The organism is Embleya sp. NPDC050493, from assembly GCF_044458105.1.
GTDB lineage: Bacteria > Actinomycetota > Actinomycetes > Streptomycetales > Streptomycetaceae > Embleya.
Map to the genome: position 1 here is coordinate 113,767 of NZ_JBITHP010000029.1, position 19,150 is coordinate 132,916.

The 19,150-nt window shown below is 73.3% G+C and carries 17 protein-coding genes; 12 read left to right on the forward strand and 5 right to left on the reverse strand.

Going from position 1 to position 19,150, the window contains the following annotated elements; all coding sequences use genetic code 11:
* Positions 1-118 precede the first annotated feature (118 nt).
* Entirely contained in the window at positions 119-1,132 is a 1,014-nt protein-coding gene (locus ACIBM5_RS38260; RefSeq protein WP_396011339.1) for an aldo/keto reductase, read from the forward strand.
* Between the two features lie 101 nt (positions 1,133-1,233).
* Here the strand turns inward: ACIBM5_RS38260 and ACIBM5_RS38265 are convergent, their stop codons facing one another.
* From ACIBM5_RS38265 to ACIBM5_RS38285, 5 genes are all read right to left on the reverse strand, one after another.
* A complete protein-coding gene (locus ACIBM5_RS38265; RefSeq protein WP_355547834.1) occupies positions 1,234-1,620 on the reverse strand; it encodes a VOC family protein in 387 nt (128 codons plus the stop codon).
* Positions 1,621-1,772: 152 nt separating this feature from the next.
* Positions 1,773-2,162, reverse strand: a complete 390-nt coding sequence (locus ACIBM5_RS38270) for a VOC family protein (RefSeq protein ID WP_396011340.1) — start codon at positions 2,160-2,162, stop codon at positions 1,773-1,775.
* On the reverse strand, positions 2,147-3,616 hold the full coding sequence (locus ACIBM5_RS38275) for an FGGY-family carbohydrate kinase (protein ID WP_396011352.1): 1,470 nt from the start codon (positions 3,614-3,616) through the stop codon (positions 2,147-2,149). Before ACIBM5_RS38275 ends, ACIBM5_RS38270 begins: the two co-directional genes overlap by 16 nt.
* Positions 3,617-3,618: 2 nt before the next feature.
* Positions 3,619-4,638 (reverse strand): zinc-binding dehydrogenase, encoded by a 1,020-nt coding sequence (locus ACIBM5_RS38280; RefSeq protein ID WP_396011341.1) that lies wholly within the window; start codon positions 4,636-4,638, stop codon positions 3,619-3,621.
* A gap of 88 nt (positions 4,639-4,726) precedes the next feature.
* Positions 4,727-6,124, reverse strand: a complete 1,398-nt coding sequence (locus ACIBM5_RS38285) for an amidohydrolase family protein (protein ID WP_396011342.1) — start codon at positions 6,122-6,124, stop codon at positions 4,727-4,729.
* A gap of 238 nt (positions 6,125-6,362) precedes the next feature.
* On the opposite strand from ACIBM5_RS38285, the gene ACIBM5_RS38290 reads away from it, so the two are divergent.
* From ACIBM5_RS38290 to aroC, 11 genes are all read left to right on the forward strand, one after another.
* Positions 6,363-7,877 (forward strand): aldehyde dehydrogenase family protein, encoded by a 1,515-nt coding sequence (locus tag ACIBM5_RS38290; RefSeq protein ID WP_396011343.1) that lies wholly within the window; start codon positions 6,363-6,365, stop codon positions 7,875-7,877.
* Positions 7,878-7,980: 103 nt separating this feature from the next.
* The gene (locus ACIBM5_RS38295) at positions 7,981-8,466 is read left to right on the forward strand and encodes a VOC family protein (protein WP_396011344.1); all 486 of its coding nucleotides are present in this window, start codon (positions 7,981-7,983) and stop codon (positions 8,464-8,466) included.
* Complete coding sequence (locus ACIBM5_RS38300; RefSeq protein WP_391589511.1) at positions 8,466-9,197, forward strand: FadR/GntR family transcriptional regulator; 732 nt, start codon at positions 8,466-8,468, stop codon at positions 9,195-9,197. Before ACIBM5_RS38295 ends, ACIBM5_RS38300 begins: the two co-directional genes overlap by 1 nt.
* A gap of 91 nt (positions 9,198-9,288) precedes the next feature.
* Positions 9,289-9,654 carry a cupin domain-containing protein gene (locus tag ACIBM5_RS38305; protein WP_020553735.1) on the forward strand — a complete coding sequence of 122 codons (366 nt, stop codon included), beginning with the start codon at positions 9,289-9,291 and terminating at the stop codon, positions 9,652-9,654.
* Between the two features lie 304 nt (positions 9,655-9,958).
* A complete protein-coding gene (locus ACIBM5_RS38310) occupies positions 9,959-11,038 on the forward strand; it encodes a BMP family ABC transporter substrate-binding protein (RefSeq protein WP_391589512.1) in 1,080 nt (359 codons plus the stop codon).
* Between the two features lie 7 nt (positions 11,039-11,045).
* A complete protein-coding gene (locus ACIBM5_RS38315; RefSeq protein WP_396011345.1) occupies positions 11,046-12,710 on the forward strand; it encodes an ABC transporter ATP-binding protein in 1,665 nt (554 codons plus the stop codon).
* Entirely contained in the window at positions 12,707-13,831 is a 1,125-nt protein-coding gene (locus tag ACIBM5_RS38320; RefSeq protein ID WP_396011346.1) for an ABC transporter permease, read from the forward strand. Before ACIBM5_RS38315 ends, ACIBM5_RS38320 begins: the two co-directional genes overlap by 4 nt.
* Before the next feature lie 15 nt (positions 13,832-13,846).
* Positions 13,847-14,755, forward strand: coding sequence for an ABC transporter permease (locus tag ACIBM5_RS38325; protein ID WP_396011347.1), 909 nt, complete (start codon positions 13,847-13,849; stop codon positions 14,753-14,755).
* Positions 14,752-15,795 carry a zinc-binding dehydrogenase gene (locus tag ACIBM5_RS38330; RefSeq protein ID WP_396011348.1) on the forward strand — a complete coding sequence of 348 codons (1,044 nt, stop codon included), beginning with the start codon at positions 14,752-14,754 and terminating at the stop codon, positions 15,793-15,795. The genes ACIBM5_RS38325 and ACIBM5_RS38330 overlap by 4 nt, the downstream gene beginning before the upstream one ends.
* On the forward strand, positions 15,792-17,114 hold the full coding sequence (locus ACIBM5_RS38335; RefSeq protein ID WP_396011349.1) for a TSUP family transporter: 1,323 nt from the start codon (positions 15,792-15,794) through the stop codon (positions 17,112-17,114). The genes ACIBM5_RS38330 and ACIBM5_RS38335 overlap by 4 nt, the downstream gene beginning before the upstream one ends.
* Positions 17,115-17,774: 660 nt before the next feature.
* Positions 17,775-19,007 carry a chorismate synthase gene (aroC, locus tag ACIBM5_RS38340; RefSeq protein ID WP_396011350.1) on the forward strand — a complete coding sequence of 411 codons (1,233 nt, stop codon included), beginning with the start codon at positions 17,775-17,777 and terminating at the stop codon, positions 19,005-19,007.
* Positions 19,008-19,150: the final 143 nt, after the last annotated feature.

The following is a 19,150-nucleotide window of genomic DNA, read 5'->3' on the forward strand; positions in this document are numbered from 1 at the left end:
TATGTGCTTGAGGCACGAACAAACGGCCCGTGCGCTGCGCCGGGACCACATCGGTGCACACGCGCCGTCGTGCCAGCCTCGGGGGAGGACCTGCGACGATCACCCTTGGAGGGCACCCGTGGAGTACACCCCGCTCGGTCGCACCGGCATGCGGGTCAGCCGACTGTGCCTGGGCACGATGATGTTCGGCGCGTGGGGCAATCCGGACCACGACGCGTGCATCCGCATGGTGCATCGCGCACTCGACGCCGGGATCAACCTGGTGGACACCGCCGACGTGTACGCCTTCGGCGAGAGCGAGGCGATCCTGGCCAAGGCGCTCAAGGGCCGGCGCGACGACGTGGTGCTGGCGACCAAGTTCGGCGAGGCGATGGACCCGGACGCGCCGCTGCGCCGCGGGGCGTCGCGGCGCTGGATCTTTCGCGCCGTGGAGGACAGCCTGCGTCGCCTGGAGACCGACCACCTCGACCTCTACCAACTGCACCGCCCCGACCCGGGTACCGATCCGGACGAGACGCTCGGCGCCCTGACCGACCTGGTCCGGCAGGGCAAGGTGCGCGCGATCGGCTCCTCCGCACTGCCCGCGGAGGGCATCGTCGAGGCACAGTGGATCGCCGAGCGACGCGGTCACGAGCGCTTCGCGGTCGAGCAGCTGGCCTATTCGGCGTTCGCCCGGCACGCGGAGACGGCCGCACTGCCCACGTGCGGGCGGTACGGCCTGGGCGTGCTGGTGTTCAGCCCGCTCAACGGCGGCTGGCTGACCGGCAAGTACCGCGCGGGACAAGCCGTTTCCGCCGATTCGCGGGCAGTGCGCAACGCCGAGCACTTCGATCACGCGGATGCCGCCGTGCGGGCCGCGAAGACCGCACTGGTCGAGGAGTTCGCCGCGATCGCGGCCGATGCCGGCTGCTCGCTGCCGGAGTTGGCCCTGGCCTTCGCGCTGGCCCACCCCGACGTCACGTCGGCGATCATCGGTCCGCGCACCGAGGAGCAGCTGGAATCCCAACTCGGCGCCTGCTCGGTGGAGTTGACCTCCGAGACGCTGACCCGCCTGGACGCCCTGGTCGCCCCCGGCACCGACGTCAATCCGGCGGATTCGCCCTACCCGCGCCCGGTCCTGAACCGCGCCTGAGCGTCGGTCCGCTCCGAGCCGGGACGGCCACATGCCGGTATCCGCGATCCGACTCGGATCGCGGATACCGGCATGTGGCCGTATGGGCGCTACGCGCTACCTCACTTCTCCCACATCACGATCTGGTTCCCCCACGGGTCCAGGAACGAGGCGTGGTGGCCGCCGAACTCCTCCCAGAAGCACTGCTCCCACAGCGCGGTCGCGCCCAGCAGCACGGCCTTGTTCAGGTATTCGCTGGGGGCCGCGTCGACCAGGATGTACACCCGGGCGTGCAGGCCGGCGCGCGGCTGCTGGGGCAGCGGCGCCGGGTCGGGCACCTGGGCGACCTCGTCGTACAGGCCCAGGTGCAGCCCCTCGCCCGGGACGATCTGGTGGAAGACGCCCTGCGGACGCGGGTTGATGGTCCAGCCGAACAGCTCGCGGTAGAACTCGGTGGTCGCGTCGACGTCGGGTGTGGGCATGTCGACGAAGACCAGGGTGTTGGTCATGCGGGGTCCTTTCCGGGGGGAACTCGGCTGCGGGGCAACGGGGTCGCCGGGCAGCGCAAAGGGGCTGCGGGCGAACTCGGGTGTGGGAAGCTCGCGTGTGGCCGGCTCGCGTGTGGCGAACTCGCTTGTGAAAAACCGGATCCGACGAAGCGTCAGACCTGGTGGGCGTGGCCGTGGGTGAAGTAGGTGCCCTTGTCGCGCCACAACACGACCTCGTTGCCCCACGGGTCGCGGAACGCCGCGTAGCGGGCCTCGAACTCGGCCCACGGCTTCTCCTCCCACAACACGCTCGCGCCGGCCGCGACCGCCTTGTCGAGGTAGGCGGGCGGCTCGTCGACCATCACGTAGATGCGCGGCACCGGCCCCGCCGCCGGGCGCGCCTCGCGGCGGATCCCGAGGTTGGGCTTGACGCCCGGGAGCACCTCGCTGAACTCGCCGGCGGGTCGCCGCTTGAAGTCCCAGTCGAACAGCGCCGCGTAGAACGCGGAGGTGGCCTCCACGTCGGGGGTCGGCAGGTCCATGAAAATCACCGGATTGGGCACGTCGGCTCCTCGGAGAGGTTCGGTTCGGCGGGGTTGGCGGAGAGGTTCGGTTCGACGAGGCGCGGTTCGGAAGGGGTCGGTTCGGCGGGGTTGGGTCCGGAGCGGCTCGAAACGCCGGCGTCGGCCGGTACGGACAGGCGTGCCTGCGCCGCGTCGCCCAGGTCGAGGAAGCGGCGCAGGCCTGCCGCGTACTCGGGATGCGGTTCGGGGTCGAGCACGGTCATCGCCGGGCGCGGCCAGTCGCCGGCGCGCCCGGTACCGGGCGCGGGCCACCAGCGTGCCCCCGCGCCGGCGGCGAGCGCCGCGCCGTAGGCGGCCAGGTCGGTCTCCGCGGGCACCTCGACCGGCACGCCGAGCACGGCGGCCTTGATCGAACACCACAGCGGGCTGCGCGCGGGCGATCCGGCACAGACCAGGGTGTCCAGTCGGGCGCCGCGCGCGCCCAGTTCCCGGGCGATGTGCGCGAGGCCGTACGCGGTGCCCTCCAGGACCGCGCGGGCCAGTTCGCCGGGTCCGGAGCCCGCGCTCAGCCCGAAGACCTCGCCGCGCAACTCGCGGTTCCAGCGCGGGGCGCGCTCGCCTTCCAGGTAGGGCAGCACCAGGACGCCGCGGGCGCCGGGCGGCACCTCGGCGGCCAGTGCCAGCAGGTCGCGCACGTCGCGTCCGGTCAGGTCGCGCAGCCACTCCAGGATCAGTCCGTGCGCGGCGACCGGACCGCCGACGATGTCGATCCCCGATACCGCCGAGGGCAGCGCGTACGCATCGGCGGCGGGCGAGCCCGCGGGCACCGCGACGGCCAGGCCGCCGGTCCGCCCGCCGGGGTCCATCGCCCGGCCGGGCCGGTCCAGCCCACCCGCCCAGAACGCCAGATACGCGTCCTGGGCGCCGGCCACCAGCGGGGTGCCGGCCGCGATGTCGTGCCCGGTGCCGACCGTGCCCACCACCGACCCGGTCGCCACGATCGGCCCGTAGCCGGTCAGCGGCGGATCCCCGGGCCAGCGGGCCTGCGCCCGCTCCGCGCCGAAGCGCGCGGCCAGCCAGTCGTAGAGCTGCCACGCCTGCACGTCGGGCCCGTGGGCGGCGCGCAGCGCGGCGTGCTGCGCGTGATGCTGCTCGACCGGCGATCCGGTCGCGCCCGCCGGGTGCCGGCAGGTCAGCGCCGCGGCGATACCGGGCCGAGGCACCGCCTCGGGCACGGTGGTCGGGCTCTGGCCGCCCAGACACAGCGCGGCGGGACGGGCCGCACCGGGCACCAGCGCGCGCAGTTCGGCGAGCGCCTGCGCGGTGGCGGCGAACCAGGCGTACGGGTCGGCGTGGCCGGGCTCCCAGCCGGCCGCACCGGGGTAGCCGGCGGTGGTCGCGCCCAGGACGACGCCGTCCGGGTCGAGCGCGAGGGCGCGTACCGAGTTGCTCCCGACGTCGACGCCGACGACGACGGCGGGCGAGCCGGACACGCTCAACCGCCCACGAGGACGCGGTAGACCGGCGACTCGGCCGCCAGCCGGAAGGCGGCGTCGACCTCGGCGAGCGGGTAGGTCGCGGTGACCAGCGCGTCCAGTTCGGCGGCCAGGCGTCCGGAGGCGATGATCGCGGCGGCCTCGGTCCAGTCCCGGGGTTCCTGGCTGTACACGCCGACGATGCTCAGTTCGTGGTGGTGCACGTGGTCCGGCCCGACACCGGCCAGGACGTCCTTGGGGAAGGCGCCGAACAACACCACCGTGCCGCCGTCGTCGCACAGGGAGAGCGCGGTCTCCAGGGCACCGGGGGCGCCGGCGGTGACGAAGACGACGTCCTGCTTCCCGCCGGTGCCGGCCGCCTCCTCCGGGGTGCTCGTCCAGTCGGCGCCGGCCGCGCGGGCCTCGGCGAGCCGGTCGTCGCTGATGTCGATCAGGCCGACCGACCCGGCGCCCTTGAACCGGGCCAGGGCCAAGTGCAGCCGGCCCATGTACCCGGCGCCGATCACCGCGACCCGGTCGCCGGCCCGCAGCCCGCCCAGTCGGACCGAGTGCGCGACGCAGGCCAGTGGTTCGCCCATCGCGGCGTGCGCGATCGGCGCGTCGCCGGTGCGGAACGTCTGCACCGCCGCGACCTTGACGAACTCGGCGAAGCCGGCGCCCATCGAGATGGTGCCGTCGGCCAGCGCGCCGCCCTGCGGTCGTTTGCACAGCGCGCTGCGCCCGCGTCGACACGAGGTGCAGGTGCCGCAGCGGGTGAGCAGGTCGACGGTGACCGTGTCGCCGACGGCCGCGACCCCGGGCAGCCCGGCGACCGCGCTGCCGAGCGCGACCACCTCGCCGGCGACCTCGTGGCCGGGGGCGACCGGGTAGATCGGCTTGGTGCCCAGGTAGAGCCGGCGCTCCATGGTGCACAGGCCGGTGCGACCGACCCGCACGAGCACGTCCTCCGGCCCGACCTCGGGCACCGGCTCCTCGCGCAGATCGACCTGTTCGGGGGCGGTGACTACGGCAACTCGCATGTGGGGCTCCTCCGTTGGCGAAAACTGTGGGATGCGGGACGCGGCGTTCGGCGGACCGAACCCGGTGGTGCGCGACCCGATACGCGACTCAGTGCGCCGGCACCGTCGGCCAGCACGTGCGCAGCGGTACGCCGGCCCGGGCGAGCAGGGCGGTCGACGCGCGGGCGGCGAAGGTGCGCAGGGCCCGCTCGTCGACGGTGACGCACGTGTGGTCGCGGACCACGACCCGGCCGCCGATCAGCACGTCGCGCACCGAGCGGCCGTCCGAGGACCACACCAGCTGCTGGGCGATGTCGCCGCGCGGGGTCCACTGCGGGCCGGTGGCGTCGTGCACCACCAGGTCGGCGAACTTGCCCGGTTCGAGCGAGCCGATGCGATCGGCCATGCCGACCGCCTCGGCGCCGCCGATGGTGGCCAACTCCAGCGCCTCGGCGGCCCCGAGGCCGGTGGGGTCGATCGCCATGTCCTTGGCCAGGCCCACCGCGAGCGCCGCGGTGCGCAGCAGATCGGCCGAGTCGGCGGCGTTGCCCGCGTCGGTGCCCAGCGCGAGCCGGCCGCCGCGGCGCGAGAACTCGGCGTGCCGCCCGGCGTGCGTGACGCCCTGGCCCAGCCGCAGATAGGCCCACGGGCAGTAGGCGACCGCGGTACGGTCCGCCAACAACGCCTCGACCTCGGCGTCGTCCAGCCAGACCGCGTGGGCGAGCAGCAGGTGCGGGCCCAGCACACCCAACTCGGCCAGGTGCAGCACGGGCCGGCGCCCGGTGCGGCGCAGGTAGTCGTCGGGGTCGGCGCTCGACGGGGACAGGTGCATCGTCATCCGGGAGCCGGTGTCGCGGGCCAGGTCGGCGGCGCCGGTGAGCAGTTCGTCCGAGGCCAGGCCGTGGCCGACCAGGGTGACCCAGCCCTCGACCGAGCCGCCGGCCGGGTAGGCCGCGACCAGTTCGCCGAGCCGATCCAGCACCTCGGCGGCCGGTGCGGCGAACGGTGCGCCGGGCACGTCCCAGCCCCATGCGCCGATGCCGCCGCGCACGCCGACCTCGGTCATCGCGGCGGCCACCCGATGCGGGTGGGCCACCGTGCCCGCCTCGATGATCGTGGTGACGCCGTTGCGCACGCTCTCCACGCCGGCGAGCAGCGCGGACAGTTCGTCGTCGTCGGGTCGATGCGCCGCGTGCAGCGGCACCGCCCAGGTGTCGACGGCGGCGCCCGGCGGCAGGTCGTCCGGTATTCGGGCGCGGGCCAGCGGATCGCCGGTCTGGTGCAGGTGCGCGTTGACCATGCCCGGGGTGACGACGCAGTCGCTCGCGTCCCACTCGGGCGTGCCCGGCCAGCGGGCCCGCAGCTCGCCGGTGGCGCCGACGGCGAGGATGCGCTCGCCCGCGACGGCGACCGTGCCGCCCAACAGCACCTCGCGGCGCGCGTTCATGGTGACCACGTCACCGCCGACGACCAACAGGTCGGGCCGCGTCGGCCCGGCGCCGCTCACGTTGCTCTCACCTGCGAACTCACCATGTCCGGGGACACTAGGCCCGGCGCCGTCCGCAGGCATCGTGGCCGGGAGCACAATCAAGTGGGCTCAGTACATGCCGGGGACACAATGCGAGCACAGGGCGGCGAGGGCAAACCTGAACCGGTGCCGTGTCGGGCGAGGCTTACCAGGTTGCGGCGCCCGGCACGGCGTATCCGGCTCGAAGGTCCGTCCGCCGCGTCCAGGGAGTTGCCGCATGTCCGACACCACCAGCAGCGAGCCGCGCATCCGCGCCGAGTGGCTGCGCCCGGACCCGTACCCGCAGCTGATCGACGGGCGCGAGTCGTTCGACGGCGAGCGGCGGCCGGTGTTCGACCCCTCGACCGGTGGGCAACCAGCCTCCTACCTGGCGGCGAGCGACGCCGAGGTCGAGGCGGCGATCTCGGCTGCGCGCACCAGCTTCGACGCCGGGGTGTGGCAGCGCATGCCGGGCCCGCGCAAGGCCGAGGTGCTGGAGGCGGTGGCCGCGGCGATCCGCGCGGACGCCGGCCGGCTGGCCGCACTGGAGGCGATGGACACGGGCAAGGCGATCTCCGGGGCGCTGACCAACGACGTGTACGAGGCGGCCAACGCCTTCTCCTACGCCGCGGCGATCTGTCGCACCACGCACGGCGACGTGCGACGTTCGTCCTTCCCGCCGGACCTGTTGCCCGGCGGCGGCCCGGACCTGCTGACCCTGCGGCTGCGCGAGCCGGCCGGCGTGGTGGCCGAGTTGTTGCCGTGGAACGGGCCGCTGATGACGGGCAGCCAGCGGATCGCCTCGGCGCTCGCGGCGGGCTGCTCGATCGTGGCCAAGCCGCCGGTGGACGCGGTGGTGACGCTGGTCGAACTGGGCCGGATCCTGACCGCCGCCGGGTTGCCGGCGGGGGTGGTGAACATCGTGCTGGGCCCGGGCTCGACGGTCGGCGAGCGGCTGATCACCGACAGGCGGTTCGACCTGATCAGCCTGACCGGCGGCACCGAGACCGGCCGCCACGTGCTGGCCGCCGCCGCCCGCAACCTGACCCCGGTGCATCTGGAACTGGGCGGCAAGTCGCCGGTCGTGGTGTTCGCCGACGCCGACCTGGACCAGGCCGTGGGCTGGGCGATGATGGCCGCGTTCGTGAACATGGGCGAGGTGTGCGTCGCGGGCAGTCGACTGCTGATCGAGGAGTCGGTGTACGAGCAGGTGGTGGAGGCGGTCGCGGCGGCGGCGGCCACGCTGCCGGTGGGCGACGCGCTGCACCCGGACACCTTCATCGGGCCCCTGATCAACGAGCGGCACGCGGACCGGGTCCGCGGTTTCGTGAGCCGGGCACTGGACGCGGGCGACGCCTCCGTGGTCGGTAAACCGGGCCTTGCGGACGGACTCCTGCCGACCTATGTCGCGCCGACCGTGCTGGGCGGGGTGCGGCGCGGCTGCGAGGTGGAGCAGGAGGAGGTGTTCGGGCCGGTGCTGGCCGCGATGCCCTTCCGCGACGAGGCCGAGGCGATCGCGCTGGCCAACGGGACCCGGTACGGCCTCAACGGCACGGTGTTCACCCGCGACATCGAGCGCGCGTTCCGCTTCTCGGACGCGCTGGACTGCGGTGAGGTCAACGTGAACTGCCATTTCGCGCCGGACATGAACGGCGGACGCGGCGAGCCGCGCCGGGCCAGCGGGTTCGCCCGGACCGGCGTGGACGCCTACACCCGTACCAAGGCGGTGAACGTCCAGGTGCACAGCGGGTGAAGCGTGGGGTTGTGCTGGGGGACCAATGACCACACCTGACCGAGCTTCATACCTTCTGATTGTCAGACCAACAGCCTGACCCACACCCTGAGGAGGCCCGATCGTGGCCGTTACCGGGATGAACCACGCGGTGCTGTACGTGCGCGACGCACACCGGACCGCCCGGTTCTACAACGAGGTGCTGGACTTCATCACCGTCATCGACGGCCCGCCCGGCAGCTACGTCTTCATGCGGGCGCCGGCCTCGGAGAACCACCACGACATCGCGTTCTTCACCATCGGTGCCGAGGCGGGCGACTCCCAGGCCGGCCGGCGCACCGTGGGCATGTACCACGTGGCGTGGGAGGTGCCCACGCTCGACGTGCTGGCCGAGGCCCGCGAACGCCTCACGGCGGCGGGCGCGTTGATCGGCGCGAGCGACCACGGCGCGAACAAGAGCCTGTACGCCAAGGACCCCGACGGCCTCGAATTCGAGGTCATGTGGCTGGTCCCGCCCGCGTATTGGGGCGACGAGGAGCACGAGGCGATCATCCGGCCGTTGGACCTGGACGCGGAACGCGAGCGCTTCGCGTCCCTGGCGGACGCGTAGTGCCCCTGCGGGCACCGGGGGACCGGATCCGCTTCGCCAAGGTCGCGCGCCGCACGATCTCCGAGGAGGTCCGCGACGCACTCCTGGCGAGCGTGCGCGAGGGCGAACTGCGCCCGGGCGCCCAACTGCCCCCGGAACGTACCCTGTGCGAGCAGTTCGGGGTGGCCCGCACCTCGGTGCGCGAGGCGATCCAGGGACTCGTCTCGCTCGGTTGCCTGGTCAAGCGCGGCAACCGGTTCTACGTCGCCGAGCGACTGCCCGGAGTGTCCTTCGACGCGGACGACGGCCGCAAGCTGCGCGTCTCGGAACTGTTCGAGGTACGCCAGGTCACCGAGGTGGCCATCGCCCGCCTCGCCGCCATCCGCGCCGCACCCGACGAGCGGGCCGAGATCGGCGAACTCGCGGCCGGCTTCGACCCACAGATGACCCTGGAGGCGTTCCGCCGCCAGGACCGCCGCTTCCACGCGGCGCTGGCCCGCGCGTGTGGCAACACCACGCTGCGCGAGCTGTACGCGAAGGTGCTCGACGCGGTATTCGCGTCCGGCGACTTCGCCTCGCTCCTCGACGCGGAGGGCAACGCCGAGGCGGTCCGCCAGGTGATCGCCGAGTCCTGCCGCTCGCACCGCGGCATCGCCGACGCGGTCGCGGCCGGCATCCCCGACGCCGCCGCGCGCGCCGCCGCCGACCATCTCGGCGAGGTGGAGCGGCAGATGACCGCCCGGATGTTCTAGTGCCGCGCCCCGGGCCGGTGTGCCGGATCGGCCGCGGGTCGGTCCGCCCGAGGAACCATTGCGCGAATCAACCGGAGAGGACGGCCGTGACATGAGCGACGTACAACGTGTGTGGGCCTTCGACGACAGCGAGTTCGTCGAGGTCAAGCCCGGATTCCGGCGCCGGGTCTACACCGGCGACGAGATGATGCTGACCCTGTGGCGGATCCGCGAGGGCTGCGGACCCACCCCCTACGACGACCATCCCGAGCACGAGCAGTACGGCATGGTGCTCAAGGGCAGGCTCGACTTCCGGATCGACTCGGACGAGCGGCAGGTGCTCGGCCCGGGCGACGTCTACTGGGCACCCAAGGGCTGCGACCACGGGGACAGCCTGTTCATCGGCGACCCCGAGCACGGCGAGACCTGGATCCTGGACATCTTCACCCCGCCGCGCGACGAATACCGCAACGGCTGACCCATCGCACCACCCGCGATCTCGCGTAGTGCCTCGGCGCGGGACCGCATGCTCGGCAACTCCGCACCACTGTCGGACGGTCGCGCGCGCCGCAGGCGCCGCGCACCGACCCCCACCCGCATCCGGGCCGGAATTCCCGGCACAACCGGAACGGGTCCCTCCGCCGGACCGACATCCACCCCGGCCGCGGCACCGCACACCCGAACCGGGCACGCCCACCGTGCCCGTCCGGGTTGCCGCGCATCCGTCGGTCCGTGTCGAACCAACGCGCCCTGATTCGTCTGGAGACCTTCCGATGAAGAACATGGTTCGAGTCATCGCGGCCTCGGTCATCATACCGGGACTGCTGGTCACCGCCTGTGGCGGTGGCTCCTCCTCCTCTTCCGCCTCCGCCGGGGCGCCCGCCTCGGCCGGTGCGCCCGGCGCCGGCACCCTCCCCGCCAACGAGCCCGACGTCAACAAGGACAAGAAGGTCGTCATCGGGGTGATGAGCCCCGGCGATACCAAGGACAAGGGCTACTACCAGAGCTTCGTCGACGAGGCGAACGGCTATGCCGACGCCAACGGGTGGAAGCTCGTCGTGGTCGACAAGATCAACCCGGCCAACGCCGTCCAGCAGGCCCGCAACCTGTGTCGGCAGAAGGTCGACATGATCGCGATCGGCGCCAGCGAACTCAAGGACGCGCTCAGCGCGGCCAAGGAACCGCAGTGCAAGGGCATCGCCTGGTACATCAGCGGCGGCCAGGGCGTGACCCAGACCCCCGAGTTCACCCAGTCCCTCGACTACATCAACGAGTCGCTGTACGTGGCCGGTTACGCGGCCGGCCTGATCCTCAAGGAGAACGGCGGCAAGAAGGCCGGCTACATCACCGGCCCCGACCTGCAGTTCGCCCGGGACGTGGCCAAGGCCTTCGAGGCCGGAATCAAGAAGGTCGTCCCGGACGCCGAGATGGTGCAGACCTTCACCGGCGACTTCAACGACTCCGGCAAGGCCAAGGAGGCCGCCCAGGCGCAGATCAGCCAGGGCGTCAAGGTGATCTACCCCTACCTCGGCGGCGCCACCGACGTGGTCACCCAACTCGCCAACGAGAAGGGCGTGCCCGCGCTCACCCCCGGCACCGACCGCTGCTCGACGCCCGGCGCGCAGTACGCGGTGTCGGTGATCTTCAGCCCCGGCGCCTACTTCGCCGGTGCCCTGGAGGACTTCAAGAAGGGCACCCTGCGGATGGGCGTGGCCCGCGAATGGCACCTGGGCAAGGACCCGGTGCCCACGGTCAAGCTCTGCAAGCCCACCGGCGACCAGGAGCAGCAGCTCAAGGCACTGATCCAGGACATCGGCAGCGGGAAGGTGAAGGTCGATGAGGCCGTCGCCGCAGGCAAGTGACACGGTCGTGACCGCACCCGACCCGCGACCCCGGGCCGAAGACGAGCACCCGGCCGCGCCGTCCGTGCTCCCCGTCCCCGTCGTGCAACTGCTCGGCATCGGCAAGCGGTTCGGCGCGGTGCGGGCGTGCGAGGACGTCTCCTTGCGGGTGCAGGCCGGCGAGATCCACGGCCTGCTCGGCGAGAACGGCGCCGGCAAGAGCACCCTGATGAAGATCCTGCTCGGCCTGGTCGTCCCGGACACCGGACGAATCCTGCTGCGCGGCGAACCCGCCACGATCGCCGACCCCTCGGCCGCCGCGGCACACGGAATCTCCATGGTGCACCAGCACTTCAGCCTGGTGGACCGACTCAGCGTGTGGGAGAACGTGGTGCTCGGCGACCGGGGCCGGGTGGATCGGGATCGGGCCCGGGCACTGGTGCGCGAAGTCGGCGAACGCTACGGCCTGGAGGTGGACCCCGACGCGTGCGTCGAGGACCTGTCCACCGGGCAGCGGCAACGCGTCGAGATCGTCAAGTGCCTGCGCCGCGACCCCGGCGTGCTCATCCTCGACGAGCCGACCTCGGTGCTCACCCTGGAGGAGTCGCGCGAACTGTTCACCGTGCTGCGCCGGGTGGTCGCCGACGAGGGCAAGGCGGTGATCCTGATCAGCCACAAGCTGGACGAGATCGTGCACGCCACCGACCGGGTCACCATCATGCGCCAGGGGCGGGTGGTGGCCCGCCGGGCCACCGCCGACACCGATGTACGCTCCCTGGCCCGGGAGATGGTCGGCCGCGAACTGTCCAAGTGGACCGCCGCATCGGCGGTCGGCGCACTGGACGCGCTGATCGAGCCCGGCACCGGCACGCCGACCGGCGGCACCGCACTGCTGGACGTGCGCGAACCGGCAGCCGCGCCCGCCCCGGATCCCAGGCCGCCGGCCGGCGAGGTACGGCTGCGGATCAGCGATGCGCACGCGAGCACCGCGGACCGGCGTCCGCTGCTGCGCGGACTGACCCTGGAGGTGCGCGCCGGCGAGATCCTGGGTCTGGCCGGTGTCGAGGGCAACGGCCAAGCGGCGCTGGGCGATCTGCTCTCCAGCCTGCTTCCGCTCAGTGCCGGTCGGGTGGAGGTGTGCGGTGCGCCGGTGGCCGCCGGCCGGCCCGGCGCGATGCACGCCGCCGGAGTGGGCATCGTGCCCGAGGACCGACACGTGTCCGGTTGTGTCCTGGACATGAGCGTCGCGGAGAACCTGGTCCTGGCGGACCTGGGCTCGGTGACCAGCAGAGGAATGCTCAGTCGGCGTCGAATGGCGGCGCGGGCCCGGGAGTTGATCGAGGAATTCGAGATCGCCACCCCCTCGCCGGACACCCCGATGCGGCAACTGTCCGGCGGAAACCAGCAAAAGGTGGTGCTTGCCCGGGAACTCGCGGCCCAGCCCAGGGTATTGGTCGCCGCGCAGCCGACCCGGGGCCTGGACATCGGCGCGATCGAGTACATGACCGAACGGCTGCACGCCGCGGCCCGATCCGGCATCGCGGTTCTGCTCCTGTCCACCGAACTGGGGGAGATCCTCACTCTCTCGCACCGCGTCGCGGTCATCCACCGGGGCGCCGTCGTCGGCGAGATGGACCGCGCCGACGTCGACACCGAGCGACTGGGCCTGCTGATGGGAGGCCAGGCGGCATGACCCCGACCCTGATATCCGAGCGCGCACCGGCCGTCGCCGCACCGCCGGCCGGCCCGCGTCGCCGGCTCCGGATCGCCGACCCGCGCACCCCGTTGCTGTACGCGGCGTCGTTGTCCACCGCACTCGTCCTGGCCGGCCTGCTCATCGCGCTGGTCGGCCAATCCCCCTGGGACGCGGCGAGCGCGATGTACGACGGCAGCCTGGCCGACGGCGCGGCCATCGGGCAGAGCATCGACCAGGCCGCACCCCTGCTCCTGGTCGCGATCGGCTCGGTGATCGCCGCCCGCGCCGGCATCTTCAACATCGGCCAGGAGGGCCAACTCCTGGTCGGCGCGGCCGTGGGCGCCGCGATCGCGCTGTTCACCCCGGGCCCCGGCCCGCTGGTCCTGATGCTGGCCCTGCTCGGCGCCGCCGTCGGCGGCGCCCTGTGGGCGGCCATCGCGGCCCTGCTCTTCTACTGGCGCGGCGTCGCGGTGGTGATCAGCACCCTGCTCCTGATCTTCGTGGCGAACCAGGCCGTGTCGTACGCGGTGAACTCGCCGTCGCTGCTGCGCGAGAAGGCGGTGGCCGGCCAGGTCACCACATCGCAGACGGACATGCTGGCCGAGTCGGTCTGGCTGCCCCGGATCGGCGAATACCCCGACTTCAACATCGGCGCGGGCATCTTCATCGCCCTCGTGCTCGCCGTGGGTACCTCGGTGGTGCTGGTGCGCAGCCGGCTCGGCTTCCGGGTGCGGATGCTCGGCCTCAACCCCAAGGCCGCACACCGGGCCGGCGTCGGCGCGGTGCTGATCGGCGGCGGCGCACTGCTCGCCTCCGGCGCGTTCGCCGGCCTCGCGGGCGGGGTGATGCTCACCGGCAGCGGTCACCGGATGCAGGACGGCTTCGCCGACAACGTCGGCTTCGACGGCCTGCTGGTGGCACTGGTGGCCCGGGACAAGCCGATGCTCGCCGTGCCCGTCGCGTTGTTCTTCGGGGCGCTGCGAGCGGGCGGCGGATTCCTGTCCGCGACCGGCGTACCGCGCTACATCGTCGCCGTGGTCACCGCGCTCCTGGTGCTGGCCACGGTCTTTCCCGCCGCCTACGCCGAGGTGCGCCGCCGGCGCACCGCAGGCGCCTGAGACCAGGAGGTTGACATGATCGACGACCTTGCCATGGTCCTGGCCAGTTCGGTCCGACTCACCGTGCCGCTGGCCTTCGCGGCCTGTGGCGAGTACATCGCCGAACGGGCCGGCACGATCAACATCTCGGTCGAGGCGATGATGCTCGGCGGCGCGTTCAACGCCGTGTGGGGCGCCTCGTTGACCGGATCCGCCTCCTTCGGTCTGGTCTTCGGCATGCTCGCCGGACTGGTCATCGGGTTCGCGCACGCCGAGTTCAGCCATCGCCTGTCGGTCAACACCTACGTGGTCGGGCTGGCCCTGAACGCGCTCGTGCTCGGCCTGACCAGCTTCCTGCTGGACTCGGTCGACCTGACCGGGCATCAGGTCGACGCGCTGAACATCCCCGTCCTGTCCGACCTGCCGCTGCTCGGCCCGGTGCTGTTCGCCCATCGCTGGCCCGCCTACCTGCTGGTCGGCGTGATCCCGCTGGTGTGGTGGCTGGTCCAGCGCAGCCGGTTCGGCCTGGAACTGCGCGCCGCCGGGGAGAATCCCCAATCGGCCGACGTGACCGGGATCGACGTACTCCGCCGGCGCCGGCAGAGCGTGCTGCTGTGCGGCGTGCTGGCCGGACTGGGCGGCGCCTATCTCGCGGTCGGCGAAGTCGGCGCGTTCAACCAGAACATGACCGCCGGCCGCGGCTACGTGGTGATCGCGGCGGTGATCTTCGGCGGCTGGAAGCTGCGCGGAACGATGGTGGGTTGTCTGGTGTTCGGCGCGGCCGACGCGATGCGGCTGGCGCTGCCCGCGCTGGGGGTACACCTGAACTCGCAGCTGCTGATCGCCGCGCCCTACCTGTTGGCGCTGCTGGCGATGATGTTCCTGGCCAAGACACACCGCCAACCCGCCGCTCTCGGCGCGCCGTTCGTGCGGGGGATCGTATGAGGGCCGTCCTGCACCGGGGCCACGGCGGCCCGGAGATCCTGGAGCGGGTGTCCCTGCCCGATCCCGAACCGGGGCCCGGCGAGGTGCTGATCGCGGTCCGCGCCGCCGCGGTGAACCGGCTCGACCTGTTGCAGCGGCGCGGGCCCGGCCTGCTGCCGCACTTCACCCTCCCGCACGTGCCCGGCATGGACGTCGCGGGTGACGTACTGGCCGTGGGCCCGGGCGTGCACGAACGCCGGGTGGGCGAGCGGGTGTTGGTGAATCCGGCGCTGCACTGCGGGCGTTGTGCGGCGTGCCGGTCGGGCGACGACGCATGGTGTGCGGCGCTGCGCGTGGTCGGCGGGAACCGGCCCGGCGGCTATGCCGAGTTGACGGTGGTGCCCGCCGATCGCACCCACCCGATCCCGGCCGGGCTGGACCACGTGGCCGCGGCGAGCCTGCCCACCGCGTACGGCATGGCCTGGCAGGGCCTGGTCGTGCGCGGCGGCCTGCGGGCCGGCGAGACGCTGATGGTGCACGGCGCGGGCAGCGGGATCAGCATCGCGGCGGTGCAACTGGCCCGGGCGCTGGGCGCGCGCGTGCTGGTCACCTCAGGATCGCGGGCCAAACTGGACCGGATGGCCGAGTCCGGGGCCGACGTGCTGATCGACACCGGCACCTCGGACCTGGTCACCCAGGCCCGGGCGGCGACCGGCGGGGCCGGCGTCGATCTGGTGCTCGACCACGTCGGCCCGGCGCTGTTCCAGGCGTCGCTGCATGCGCTGCGGCCGCGCGGCCGGTTGGTCTTCTGCGGCGACACCACCGGCACCGCGGCGACCTTCGATCTGCCGCATGCCTTCCACACCGGGATCACCCTGCTGGGCGCCGGCTCGTGCGGGGCGGCGGACTTCGCCGCGATGGTAGACTTCTGCCTCGCGCACGCCCTGATCCCGGTCCCGGACACGACCTATCCGCTCGCGGATGCCGCCCAGGCACACCGCCGGTTGGCGAGCGGCGCCGCATTCGGCAAGGTCACGCTGCTGCCCGGCAGTTCGGCATGAGCCCCGCCGAGGCCCTGCTCGTGCTCGTGGCGGGCCTCGGCGCGGGCACGGTCAACACCGTGGTGGGTTCCGGCTCGTTGCTGACGTTCCCGGTACTGCTGGCACTGGGCTACCCGCCGGTGGTGGCCAACGTGTCGAACACGATCGGACTCACCCCCGGCTCGATCACCGGCGCACTCGGCTACCGCCTCGAACTGGCCGCCCAGTCCGCCCGGTTGCTCCCCCTGTCGATCGCCGCCGTGCTGGGCGGCACAACCGGCGGCCTCCTCCTGCTCACTCTTCCCCCGGGCGCCTTCCGCGCGGCCGTCCCGGCCCTGATCCTCCTCGCCGCCCTCCTGATGGCCGCCCAACCGTGGTTGTCACGCCGACTGGCCCTACGTCGCGACCACCAGACGGAGGCCAACCGCGCCGGCCCCACACCCCCGAACCCCGACCCCAACCCCAAGCCCAACGAGCACCAGGCGAGTCCGGAGCCCGGCACCCCCAGCCCCCCTGCCCACCATCTGCGGGTATGTCGCGACAGCCACACACCCCCGAACCCCGACCCCAACCCCGATGAGCCCCAGGCGAGTCCGGAGCCCGGCGTCGCCGTCACCCCGGCGCACCCACACCGCGACCGGCCGGCGAGCGCGGAACCCGGCAGCGGCGTCGGTCCGGCAGGACGGCTTGGCGTGCGTCGGGAACGGGAGCCGGGCGCCGCGCCCGGCATCGGCATCGACCTGCCGCACCGACCGGGCACACATGGCGAGCAACAGGCAGGCCCGGATCCCGGCGTCACCGCCGGTACGGCGCACCCACACCGCGATCGGCAGGCGGGCGCGGAGCCCGGCACCGCCGTCGGCCCGGCCGGCCGGCCGGGCGTGCGTGGCGAGCAACAGGCGGCTCCGGAACCCGCCGTCGCCGTCGGCCGGGTGCGCCGGCGGGGCATGCGTCGCGAGCGGCAGGCGGAGGCCGCCCGCGCGAGCGGTGTCGGTCCGGTGCTGCTCGGGGCGGTGTTCACGGTCAGCGTGTACGGCGGGTACTTCGGCGCCGCTCAGGGCGTGCTCCTGCTCGCGCTGCTCGCCATCGTGCTCGACGAGGACCTGAACCTGCTCAACGGACTGAAGAACCTGCTCCAGGCTCTGGTCAACCTGGTCGCCGCGGTGCTGTTCGCGATCACCGCCGAAGTGGCGTGGCTCCCGGTGCTGTTGCTTGCCCTCGGCTCGGTGGCGGGCGGACGCCTGGGCGCAGTCCTGGGCCGCCGAGTGCCCGCACCGGTCCTACGCGCCCTGGTCGTGGTGATCGGCACGACAGTCGGCATCGCCCTACTGGTCACATAGCCCGCCACCCACCTCGAAGTGCCCTCTCGGCCAGCCAACCCCCAGCCCACCACCACCACACGTCCAGCACTCCGGCCCCACCAGCCCGCCCGTCCCGCCGTTCCTCCCCATCCTTCCCGCCGGCCCAGCACGAGTTCCCGTCCCGCCCACCCCGCCCATACGCACCCGTCCCGCCCACCCGATCCGTCCGCGCCCTTTCGCCCCGTGCGCTCGACTCGGCTGTGCCACCCGTTCCCGCCGTCCCTTCGCCCACCCCTCCCGCGCGCCCCTCCCGCCTTCATCCCGGCCCTGCTTACGCACGCCGATCGGCCCGCTCGCCTCTGCCGTGCCAACCCGCTCCCGCCGTCCCCTTGCCAACCCTGCCCACCGCGCCCGCCCCCTCCCGCGCGCATCGCCCGAGCCGCCCGCGTTCGTCCCGGCCCCGCTCGCTCACGCCGCCCAACCCGGTCGACTTGCCCGCCCCGCCCCGCCCCCCTCGCCCTCGCATCGCCCGAGCGCCCGAGCCGCCCGCCTGCGTCCCGGCCCCGTTCGCCCGGGCCACCCAGCCCGCTCGACCCGCCCGCCCCGCCCCGCCCCGCTCGTCCGTCCGCCAGGCCCGCCCGTCCGCCCGTCCGCGCGCCCGTCCAGTCCCGTCCCGTCCACACCGAAAGAAGGACTCCCATGTTGCGTTGGCTCACCGCAGGTGAATCGCATGGTCCCGCGCTCACCGCCGTTCTGGAGGGGTTGCCCGCCGGGGTGGAGATCTCCTCCGGTGACTTGGCCCGGGCGCTGGCCCGGCGTCGGCTGGGCAACGGTCGCGGAGCGCGGATGCGCTTCGAGCGCGACGAGGTCGAGTTCAACGGCGGGGTCCGACACGGGCTCACCCAGGGCGGCCCGGTCGCGCTGCGGGTGGCCAACACCGAATGGGCCAAGTGGGCCGAGGTGATGGCCCCCGACCCCACCGACGCCGACGGTCGGCGCTACGACGAGCCGGGCCGGCTCCCGGACCGTGGGCGCGGCGCCGCGCTGACCCGGCCCAGGCCCGGGCACGCCGATCTCGCGGGCATGCAGAAGTACGGCTTCGACGACATCCGCCCGGTACTGGAGCGGGCCAGCGCGCGGGAGACGGCGGCGCGGGTGGCCATCGGCGAGGTCGCGCGCGCGTTCCTGGCCCAGACGCTGGGGGTGGAGATCCTCAGCCACGTGGTGCGGATCGGCGCGGTCGCGCTGCCCGAGGCCATGGTGCCCGAACCCGGCAGCGCGGACGCGATCGACGCCGACCCGGTGCGCTGCGTCGACCCGGACACCGCCGCCGCGATGAACGCCGAGATCGAGGCCGCACACAAGGACGCCGACACGTTGGGCGGCGTGGTCGAGGTGGTGGTCTACGGGCTGCCGCCGGGCCTGGGCAGCCACGTGCACTGGGATCGGCGCCTGGACGCCCGCCTGGCCGCCGCGCTGATGGGCATCCAGGCGATCAAGGGGGTCGAGGTCGGCGACGGCTTCACCACCGCGACCCGGCGCGGCTCGGTGGCCCACGACGAGATCACCCCGGTCGCCCCCGGTCGGCCCGGCCCCGCCCGGGTGCGCCGCGAGACCGGTCGCGCGGGCGGCATCGAGGGCGGGATGACCTCCGGCGAACTCCTGCGGGTACGCGCCGCGATGAAACCGATCTCCACCCTGTCCCGGGCACTGGCCACGTTCGATGTGCGCACCGGCGATCCGGCGAAGGCGATCGCGCAGCGCAGCGACGTGTGTTCGGTGCCCGCGACCGGCGTGGTCGCCGAGGCGATGGTCGCGCTGGTGCTCGCGGACGCGGTGCTGGAGAAGTTCGGCGGGGACAACGTGGCCGAGACCCGCCGCAACGCGCAGGCGTACCTCGCGGCACTGCCGGTGACCGTCGCCGACGCGTGAGCGCGGATGCCGAGCCGACGCCGAACACGGTCGAGGGGGGGCGGGGGGCGCGCCCCCGCGCCCCACCGCCGGGGAGTTCCCCGCCCGCGCGCCCCCCCCCAGCCCCTCGCGCCGGCCCACGGGCCCCCCCCCCGCCCCCCACC

Coding starts and splice junctions, on each gene's coding strand:
- ACIBM5_RS38265 (WP_355547834.1), bottom strand. CDS start 1,620: ATGACCAACACCCTGGTCTTCGTCGACATGCCCACACCCGACGTCGAC.
- ACIBM5_RS38280 (WP_396011341.1), bottom strand. CDS start 4,638: ATGCGAGTTGCCGTAGTCACCGCCCCCGAACAGGTCGATCTGCGCGAG.
- ACIBM5_RS38290 (WP_396011343.1), top strand. CDS start 6,363: ATGTCCGACACCACCAGCAGCGAGCCGCGCATCCGCGCCGAGTGGCTG.
- ACIBM5_RS38305 (WP_020553735.1), top strand. CDS start 9,289: ATGAGCGACGTACAACGTGTGTGGGCCTTCGACGACAGCGAGTTCGTC.
- ACIBM5_RS38310 (WP_391589512.1), top strand. CDS start 9,959: ATGGTTCGAGTCATCGCGGCCTCGGTCATCATACCGGGACTGCTGGTC.
- ACIBM5_RS38320 (WP_396011346.1), top strand. CDS start 12,707: ATGACCCCGACCCTGATATCCGAGCGCGCACCGGCCGTCGCCGCACCG.
- ACIBM5_RS38325 (WP_396011347.1), top strand. CDS start 13,847: ATGATCGACGACCTTGCCATGGTCCTGGCCAGTTCGGTCCGACTCACC.
- ACIBM5_RS38330 (WP_396011348.1), top strand. CDS start 14,752: ATGAGGGCCGTCCTGCACCGGGGCCACGGCGGCCCGGAGATCCTGGAG.
- ACIBM5_RS38335 (WP_396011349.1), top strand. CDS start 15,792: ATGAGCCCCGCCGAGGCCCTGCTCGTGCTCGTGGCGGGCCTCGGCGCG.
- aroC (WP_396011350.1), top strand. CDS start 17,775: ATGTTGCGTTGGCTCACCGCAGGTGAATCGCATGGTCCCGCGCTCACC.